An 8,417-nucleotide genomic window follows, 5' to 3' on the forward strand; every position below is an offset into this window, starting at 1 on the left:
GATCGTCATAGAGAAACTACTTAATTACACAATGAGGCTTCGATGGCTTCCCTTCATCCTGAGCCAAGAAAGTCTTACAAAATCCCCCCTGTCCGATCGCCTTCAAAGCTCGATAACGCTCTTGAATTTGTAACTTAGCGCCGCATTGGGTACAGAATTTGGTTGTTATGGAGTTTGAGCGATCGCAATCAAGGCAAAGGCAGTTACTCATGCTAAGTAAATCTTAGAAAATTTAGCTTTGATGATCTAGTTATATCCTAACGTGAGCAAATCCTAGCAACACAATGATTTCGCAAAGGTTAAAGAAAGTCAAAGTAGCGAAGAAATCTACTTTGACTCTTTCTAATTACTTTTAATTATTTTTTCTTAGTGGACTTGTTCGCGGGAACTTCCACGATCGCGTTTTCCACTTCAGTTACGGTTTCTGAATCATCAGCATCAACTTCAACCTCATCGGCTTCAACAGGGGCTAAATCAGAGCTAGCTACACTTTCAATGGGTTCGGCTGCTTTCTCAGTAGGAGGTTTGGCTTCTGAGCTAGGAGACTTGAGCGCTTCATCTAAAACTTGACGCGCCTTTTCGGCTTGCGATCGCGCATCTAGGAATTTCATATTAAGTTGAGCAAAACTTTTGAGAGTTTTAAATCCTTCTTTAATACTGTTGATTTGCTCTTCCGATACCAGCTCATCGCTAAACAAAATATCGATCTGCGATCGCACTTGCATCGCATCAGAACGCAGCTCTTGGACTTTAATTTTTAGCGTCGCCAAGTTATTTAAAACCTGTACGGCTTGAGTAATAGGATCTTCGCGTTCTTCCGACATGGGCAGTTCTTTCACTTCAATAAATTGGTCGGGACTAAAGCCATCGGCAAGATCGGTATCGAGCTTGCCTGAGTCCATTAATTCCATCAAGTCTGCCATTGCTTTTTCCCGTGCTTTAGGCGAATCTTTACCAGCAACGGTCAAAACAACTTCGGGACTCTGGGCAAGGGTATAGCGCACCATATTTTTTAACTTACTTTGATTGGTAAACGAACGAGTAGCTAGGATTTATACCAATTCACGAAAGTGTTGTCACACTTTCGTGAATTGGTATAAATCGTGAATTGGTATAACTATAGCTGCCGCTAAGGGTATTAAGTAGCTAAGTATAAGTAAACTTAAAACCTAGAAGAGCGTAAAGCCTGCTACGCAGGCTTTACGCTCTCTGGTTTTATTTTTTAATTATGCTGAACTACTTAATGTGATTTTATAGCTATAGTCAGTAATGTTAGGACAAAAATCAAACCCAATAAAGAGTTGCGGCGCTTTGCGCCGCAACTCTTTATTGGGTTTGATGTCCTGACTTAAGTGAATAGAGCTATAACTTATTTTTACAGTAAGGGTTGGTAAGTAGCTGGGCATAATTAAAACCCAGAATCAAAAGCTGTAGCGCATGCTGTGCGTGCGCTACAGCTTTTGGGGTTTTATATTTAATTGTACCCAGCTACTTATCAGTGTCCCTTAACCATAGAAGCAAAAGTTACGCTTTGTGTCTCATGCGATCGCCAAAATGAGTCCGTTAAGATCGATGCTCTAGATAGTTTTTTACTCTATCTGCATTGCTCGAAAATATTTGGGGCTAGTCGTTCTTACCCATGGATTCTACCCTCTTAGATCAAATTCGTCATCTCTGCCGCGATCGCGCAGCCTACGAGCGCCTAAAAGCTATTTTGGTGCAGCAGGAGCGTGTACATCAACTTAGCTGGGAAGAGCATCAGGAAAAGATGATGGCAACCGAAGCAGTCGATGGTAATGCTTCGGACATTTTTAGCAATATCATTGCTAGAGAAAAAGCCCTTGCCCAGCTTGCCGATGCCATTCAGCGATCGCCATCCTTAGATTTAGTTTTACAAATAGCCGTTCAGGTTGCCCAGCAACTTTTACAAGTAGATCGCGTCGCTCTTTTTCACTGCCATGCTAACGGACAGGCGCAATTTGTGACGGACGCGATCGCCACAGGGCTCATCTCTCTAACCTCTATGCCAGAAAGACAACTTTCCTTGGCAAGACATATGATCGAGTCTACCGAACCTGATCATTCGGCGCAGATCGTTGACAGCATCCGCAGTTCCAGCCTCTCCTCCCATATCGTCACGCTACTGGAACAGATCGGGATTTCCTCCTATGTAGCCAATAAGATCTACGCAGGGCAAGAAGTATGGGGAACTTTGGTGGCTTTTCATGGCAGAGCCTATCACAATTGGTCGGAGAGCGATCGCACTTCTCTATCCCTAGTTGCGGCTCAAATCGGTATTGCCATCTCCCTCGTTAATTTGCGCCAGCAGTCTCAAGAGCTAACTGACGATCTCCATAGCCTACGTCTTGAATTAGACAATCTACAGCAAATAGTTACCGAAATTGCGGAGAGTGCGACTAATCCCGATAATACGGAGGATATCGCACCATTGATCGCACAGGCAGCGTCAGCTAGCTCCGAATTGGTAAGCGATGATGCGGAATCCGATCATGACCAAAAAGATGGCGATCCAGTCAATTCAGATTTAGAGAATTTAGAGAATTTAGAGAATGAAGAGGAGCAATCACAGGAAATTGAATTAGCCCAAACCACTATTCCCCCTGTAGAAGCGATAGATTTTCAGGATATCCCCAACTCGCAAAATGGTGTACCTCCTCTCTTTTTGGCTCCAGTTGCCAATAATGATTTACCAGAATTAGAAGGTGAAGATGACGAGGAGCCGAGTCAAGAGGCAGTGGCGATCAAGTTTGCAAGAGCTGATATCTCCTATGTAATTATGCCTGACAACCTGAAAGTAATTTCCAGCGATGAATCTGAAGAATCGGACTTAAACACAACTATAGAAAGTCCCGAACAAAATTCCGAACAAAATCCCGAACAAAATCCCGAACCTGAAGTTGTAGAATTCCCGATCGCCGCATTCCCCAATCAGCCATCAGAAAACTTAGATTTAGCAGATCCTTTAGCAAATGCTCAACCTGAAGCGATCGCCACAGCCCCGATTAGATTGCCATTAGATCAGGACGAAGCGGATTTATCCCCAAGGGAGCCAGAGGCAATTGTCGATGAATTCATCAATCCAGAGCAGGAAGAAATTCTCCCCGAAATTACCGAACCCCAATTAATAGAACCAGAAATCCTAGAGTTAGCATCCGAGCCGATTGATCTTCCATCCCCAGAACCAGAAATCCTAGCATTAGCATCCGAGCCAATTGATCAGCCACCCTCAGAGTCCGCATTGCCCGATGATACTCAAGGTGTAGATACGCAAGAAGAGCTAGATATTGCCAAGGAGGAAGAAGAGCCTGCGATTGAACCACAATTTATCGAGACAATTCTGGAGATTGCTGGCAACGATCGCAAAGCCACCGAATTTCTGATCGATGTGATTGACGCATATTTAGAAGATGCCCCACATTTAGTACAGGCGATCGATCGCTCGCTCGCCGTTAGCGATTATGTCAAACTCCTTCAAGCCTTAAACACATTGCGATCGAGCAGCGACTACCTTGGGGCTTTGACCCTTTCCTATCAATGTCGTCAGCTTGAATCCGCCGTAAATGCTAATTATATCGTGTTGATTTATGCTTCCCTATCTCAAGTTGCAATCGAGGTACAACGGGCAACCGATGCCCTACGACAGGAGCGATCGCGTTATCTTGATATGCTTGAATAAAGCCATTTAGATCTTAATAATTTGAAACGGACTTGGAGAAAGGGTTTGCTACGCAAACCCTTTCTCCAAGTACAAAAGCAAAAGCCTTGCTACGCAAGGCTTTTGCTTTTGTACTTGGGAAATTTGCCAGCTTAACGCGAACTGACCTTAAACCAATTCACAAAAGTGTGACAACACTTTTGTGAATTACAAACCAAACCCAGTAAGGGTTTTCAAAGCTCAAAATGGCTACGCCATTTTGAGCTTTGGTATAGGGGTGTTCAAGTTACAGCGCTTTGCGCTCAAACCCAAACCAAGGAAATTTTTGAAAGCGTTGCAAAGCAACGCTTTCAAAAATTTCCTTGTGGTTCGTTTGATCGATAATTGCTGTAATAAGAATTAGGCATAATAAAAAACCTAGAATCGAGTTAAGAGCCTGTGGCGCAACTTACGCCAGAGACTCTTGGGTTTTATAAACCTTCTAAGGGCACAGACAAAAACTTGGCAATCTCGGCAGCTCGATCTTCAAGGGCAGTCAAAGCAATTGGTTGCCCTACTTCTGATAGGGGGAGATCGCCTTTGCCCTTCACCCGCAAATATAGTGATCGCTTTGGGCTTAACCCATTGCGAATTTCGACACGAACAGCTTGGACATCAGCGATCTTATAAATAAACTCGATGTTTTTATTCTTACTGCGCCCGCGCCGAAAAATTTTCACTTTGCCAGTATTGCGATCGAACTCGTTGTAGCCACTGCCATAATCGATCGCCATCACGTATAGCAGATATAGCTCTAGCAAGGTTCCAGCCACTCCATAGAAGGAAAGCGCCAGACCTTGGGGCACAAATTCTAATTGCAGTGGTTCGGAAAGAGGCAATAAGTTGATTTTTAAAAAACTAGATAAACCTGCGAGCAAAAATCCCGACGCACCTATGGCAACAATAACCGCAAAGCCATAGTTACTAAAGCGTCGTGACCCGACAATGTCATATCGCAGAACATTGGATTGAGATTGTGTAGTTACCATCGGTTGAAATAATATTGCAAAATTACTAGGGAAAACAACAGTATATAGCGGCTTGCAGCCTCTAGCATAGCGAATGTATATCTGCCGTCAACTGTATCAGGACATAAACCCCAAAATAGTGTTGCCGCGCGGAGCGCGGCAACACTATTTTGGGGTTTAATATTACAAACCAAAACCCGTAAAGTTGCGTCCCTGCGGGGCGCAACTTTACGGGTTTTGGTAATTTATTTCGCACAAGTACTTAACGTGAGTTCGGGATAATTTGAAACGGGCTTTGAGAAAGGGTTTGCGTAGCAAACCCTTTCTCAAAGCCCAAAATTAAAAGCCTTGCGTAGCAAGGCTTTTAATTTTGGGCTTCTAAAAGTTGCCAGCTTAACCCGAACTGACGTTATTTTGGTTTTTGGGTTTGTCCTATACATAACTGGCTACCGCTATGCAAGGGAATGGGTTAGGGAATGGGTTTGGAATACGTTCCCATACAAAAATAGACTGCCTAAAATCAGCAATCTATTTTTGTTTATGCAGTTTTTATTGGACGGAGAGGGGGAGATTCGAACTCCCGTTAGGTGTGACCCTAAATCTGATTTCGAGTCAGACGCATTCAACCACTCTGCCACCTCTCCAAATATATTTTGCAGTTTCTTTGGTTAGCAAAGCATTAGCAATAATATCATAGTAAGTAATTTTGAAGCAAGAAAAATAAAAGCAGCGCCAAATAATACCAAGTTAAGAAATGGCGTAGCCATTTCTTAACTTGGTATTATTTATCGGAAACCTTTGCCCTGTGAAGATTCAGTCCAAATCATTAGCTCCCCATCGGCATTCGCCGCCACTAATTTTTTGCCCTGTGGTTGCCATTGCAAAGCGGTAATTTTGCCCATCGGGGTATCTAAAGCCTGCACCCAATCCTTGGCATTTTTCCAAATCGTAATTCTGCCATTTTCATCGGCAGAAGCAAGCGTCTCTGACTTGGGTTTAAAGGCGACTGAACCGACAATGCTGTTATGTCCTTTGAGCAATTCACCTTCCCAACCAATATTTGGATCGATGTGATTTGACCACACCACCACATCGGAGCCACTTGAGGAGGATAGTAGGGGCGATTTTTTGCTCTCCGACCAATCAAAGGACCGAATCTTGCCTGGGAACCCCTGCATTCGCCAAGGTGAAGGATCGAATTTATGTCCGAGCCAATGCATGACGATGACCAAGTTATCAAGGGTGCTAGCAACTAAGTATTCCCCTGTTTTGCTCCAAGATAGTTGAGATACTGCGGTGGGTATCTCAAATGGGACGGGGTCTTCATACCAGTCTTGGGCATTCCAAGTCATAACTCCGCCATCACCGCCAACCATAAAATAGGGGGCGAGGGGATGCCAAGCGATCGCTAATATGGTTGAGTTTTCAAAATTTAGCGTCGTGATGATATCTAGAGTCTTCGCGCTCCAGATCTGCACATATTTACCAAAGCTAAAGGCTAATTCGTTACGAGTAGGATGCCAAGCCAAATGCTCGATCCATTTGTTGCCCAGATCGAGGGTGGCGGCGATCGTAGGGATCTCACTCGCCAACGACCATACCCTTACCTTCCCATCTTGTCCTCCCGCAGCCAGCCAGCGACTATCTGCCGAAAAGCCCAAACAGTCTAAGGATATTTCCGTTGGTGGTTGCAATTCTCTTTGTTTTTGGGCAATCTGACTGCCTGCAATTTCATCATCAAAGAGGGCTAGTTCGCCAGCAGCAGTGGCAACAGCAAGGTATTTACTATTTGCTGACCATGCGATCGCGGTGACATATTCACTTAGAGTAATTTGCGATTGGGGTTTGTTATTGAGGATGAGATTTGTCTTGGGTTTGGGCATATTGATTATTTGGTTCGATATTTGGTTCGATATTCGTTTCGATATTTGGTTCGAGCTAATGGATTTTAACTCAGGGCAAAGCGCTATCTATCGCCGCGTGTTAGCATAATTTTACGGGTATTTTCGTTCAGGCTAACCCAGTCCCGCTTTAGACCAAAATAATTTCAGACATTCAGCTCAGAAGCTCAGAAAAAATGACCAACTTGTTTCCCATCCTCGCCGCATCCGATCCCCTAGTCGCAGGCTTTATCGGTCAAGAAATCGAGAGACAGCGCAATAATATTGAATTAATTGCTAGCGAAAATTTTACTTCCCTTGCAGTCATGGCGGCGCAGGGGTCGGTGTTGACCAACAAATATGCTGAAGGGCTTCCCTCCAAGCGCTATTACGGCGGTTGTGAATTTGTCGATGAGATCGAATCGATCGCGATCGATCGCATCAAAGAATTATTTGGTGCAGCCCATGCCAATGTACAACCTCACTCTGGTGCACAGGCTAACTTTGCAGTATTTCTCACTCTGCTCAAACCAGGCGATACCTTTTTGGGTATGGACTTGTCCCACGGTGGACATTTGACCCATGGCTCTCCCGTGAATGTATCAGGATTGTGGTTCAACAAAGTCCATTACGGCTTGAATAAGGAAACCGAGCAGCTTGATTTCGATCTGATTCGTGATCTCGCCCTACAGCACAAACCAAAATTAATCATTTGCGGCTACTCCGCCTATCCCAGAATTATTGATTTTGCAAAATTTAGAGCGATCGCTGATGAAGTTGGTGCGTATCTGATGGCTGACATTGCCCATATTGCAGGACTAGTTGCATCTGGACATCACCCTAATCCCATTCCCTATTGTGATGTCGTTACTACTACCACCCACAAAACTCTACGTGGACCCCGTGGCGGTCTGATCATGACTCGCGACGCAGCACTCGGCAAGAAATTCGATAAATCAGTCTTCCCTGGTTCTCAAGGTGGTCCCCTCGAACATGTAATCGCTGCGAAAGCCGTTGCTTTTGGTGAAGCGCTGCGTCCTGAGTTCAAGGCTTATTCGGGACAGGTAATTGCTAACTCCCAAGCCCTTGCTGCGCAATTGCAAGAACGTGGTCTGAAATTGGTTTCTAATGGTACTGATAACCACTTGTTATTGGTTGACCTCCGTTCTATTGGGATGACTGGTAAGGTTGCGGATCTTTTGGTGAGCGGTATTAATATCACTGCCAACAAGAATACGGTTCCCTTTGATCCTGAATCTCCTTTTGTAACGAGTGGTTTGCGTCTCGGTTCCCCTGCGATGACTTCTCGTGGATTGAAAGAAGATGATTTCCGCGAAATCGCTAATATCATTGCCGATCGCCTTCTCAGTCCTGATAGCGATACTGTCCAAGCCGATTGCATCGCTAGAGTTCAAGCTCTATGCGATCGCTTCCCTCTCTATCCCGAATTGGAATATCCAACAATCAGCTCCAAAGAACCTGCTTTAGCAGTCTAATTTCAAAGAGAGAGGGTCGCTTTGCGACCCTCTCTCTTTGGATAATCCATTGCCAGTGAAGAATTAGACGTTGCGGCGCAAAGCGCCGCAACGTCTAATTCTTGATTTTGTATATCTATTTCTTTGGTGGGAAGGGAGTAGCAATATTTAGTCTGGAAGTTTTGTTGCAAGAAGGGTTAGACTTGGCAATGGTAATCGAGAAACTGCCGAAAGATTTAGAGTTTAATGAATATGCTTTTTCTCAATTGGCAACAACTCCTAATATTGAGAAGGTTGTGGATTTAGCAACGTAAGGTTTAATTAGAATATAAAACCCTAAAGATGAGTGGCGGCGCTTTGCGCCGCCACTCATCTTTAG

6 protein-coding genes, 1 tRNA gene and 1 pseudogene are annotated in these 8,417 nt (G+C 44.4%); 3 read left to right on the forward strand and 5 right to left on the reverse strand.

Annotation, left to right across the window (positions count from 1 at the left end):
• Positions 1-16: 16 nt before the first annotated feature.
• Positions 17-211: a hypothetical protein gene (locus tag PSE7429_RS27070; protein WP_233424302.1), complete on the reverse strand. Its 195-nt coding sequence runs from the start codon at positions 209-211 to the stop codon at positions 17-19.
• Positions 212-539: 328 nt separating this feature from the next.
• Positions 540-1,007: pseudogene (locus tag PSE7429_RS05695) on the reverse strand (hypothetical protein); the annotation flags it as partial.
• Between the two features lie 632 nt (positions 1,008-1,639).
• Here PSE7429_RS05695 and PSE7429_RS05700 point away from each other — a divergent pair.
• Positions 1,640-3,697, forward strand: a complete 2,058-nt coding sequence (locus tag PSE7429_RS05700) for a GAF domain-containing protein (protein ID WP_009626138.1) — start codon at positions 1,640-1,642, stop codon at positions 3,695-3,697.
• A 449-nt stretch (positions 3,698-4,146) separates the two neighbouring features.
• Here PSE7429_RS05700 and PSE7429_RS05705 read toward each other — a convergent pair whose 3' ends face one another.
• The 3 genes from PSE7429_RS05705 to PSE7429_RS05715 form a co-directional block, all read right to left on the reverse strand.
• A complete protein-coding gene (locus PSE7429_RS05705) occupies positions 4,147-4,704 on the reverse strand; it encodes a photosystem I assembly protein Ycf4 (RefSeq protein ID WP_009626139.1) in 558 nt (185 codons plus the stop codon).
• Positions 4,705-5,240: 536 nt separating this feature from the next.
• Positions 5,241-5,327, reverse strand: a tRNA-Ser gene (locus PSE7429_RS05710).
• Positions 5,328-5,468: 141 nt separating this feature from the next.
• Positions 5,469-6,566 (reverse strand): WD40 repeat domain-containing protein, encoded by a 1,098-nt coding sequence (locus PSE7429_RS05715; protein WP_009626140.1) that lies wholly within the window; start codon positions 6,564-6,566, stop codon positions 5,469-5,471.
• Positions 6,567-6,760: 194 nt separating this feature from the next.
• Between PSE7429_RS05715 and glyA the strand changes: the two genes are divergently transcribed.
• Both glyA and PSE7429_RS05725 read left to right on the forward strand, forming a co-directional pair.
• Positions 6,761-8,059 carry a serine hydroxymethyltransferase gene (gene glyA / locus PSE7429_RS05720; RefSeq protein WP_009626141.1) on the forward strand — a complete coding sequence of 433 codons (1,299 nt, stop codon included), beginning with the start codon at positions 6,761-6,763 and terminating at the stop codon, positions 8,057-8,059.
• 101 nt (positions 8,060-8,160) lie between these two features.
• Complete coding sequence (locus PSE7429_RS05725) at positions 8,161-8,352, forward strand: hypothetical protein (protein ID WP_040687447.1); 192 nt, start codon at positions 8,161-8,163, stop codon at positions 8,350-8,352.
• Positions 8,353-8,417 lie beyond the last annotated feature (65 nt).

The sequence above is a fragment of the Pseudanabaena biceps PCC 7429 genome, assembly GCF_000332215.1.
GTDB lineage: Bacteria > Cyanobacteriota > Cyanobacteriia > Pseudanabaenales > Pseudanabaenaceae > Pseudanabaena > Pseudanabaena biceps.

Coding starts and splice junctions, on each gene's coding strand:
- glyA (WP_009626141.1), top strand. CDS start 6,761: ATGACCAACTTGTTTCCCATCCTCGCCGCATCCGATCCCCTAGTCGCA.
- PSE7429_RS05700 (WP_009626138.1), top strand. CDS start 1,640: ATGGATTCTACCCTCTTAGATCAAATTCGTCATCTCTGCCGCGATCGC.
- PSE7429_RS05715 (WP_009626140.1), bottom strand. CDS start 6,566: ATGCCCAAACCCAAGACAAATCTCATCCTCAATAACAAACCCCAATCG.
- PSE7429_RS05705 (WP_009626139.1), bottom strand. CDS start 4,704: ATGGTAACTACACAATCTCAATCCAATGTTCTGCGATATGACATTGTC.
- PSE7429_RS27070 (WP_233424302.1), bottom strand. CDS start 211: ATGAGTAACTGCCTTTGCCTTGATTGCGATCGCTCAAACTCCATAACA.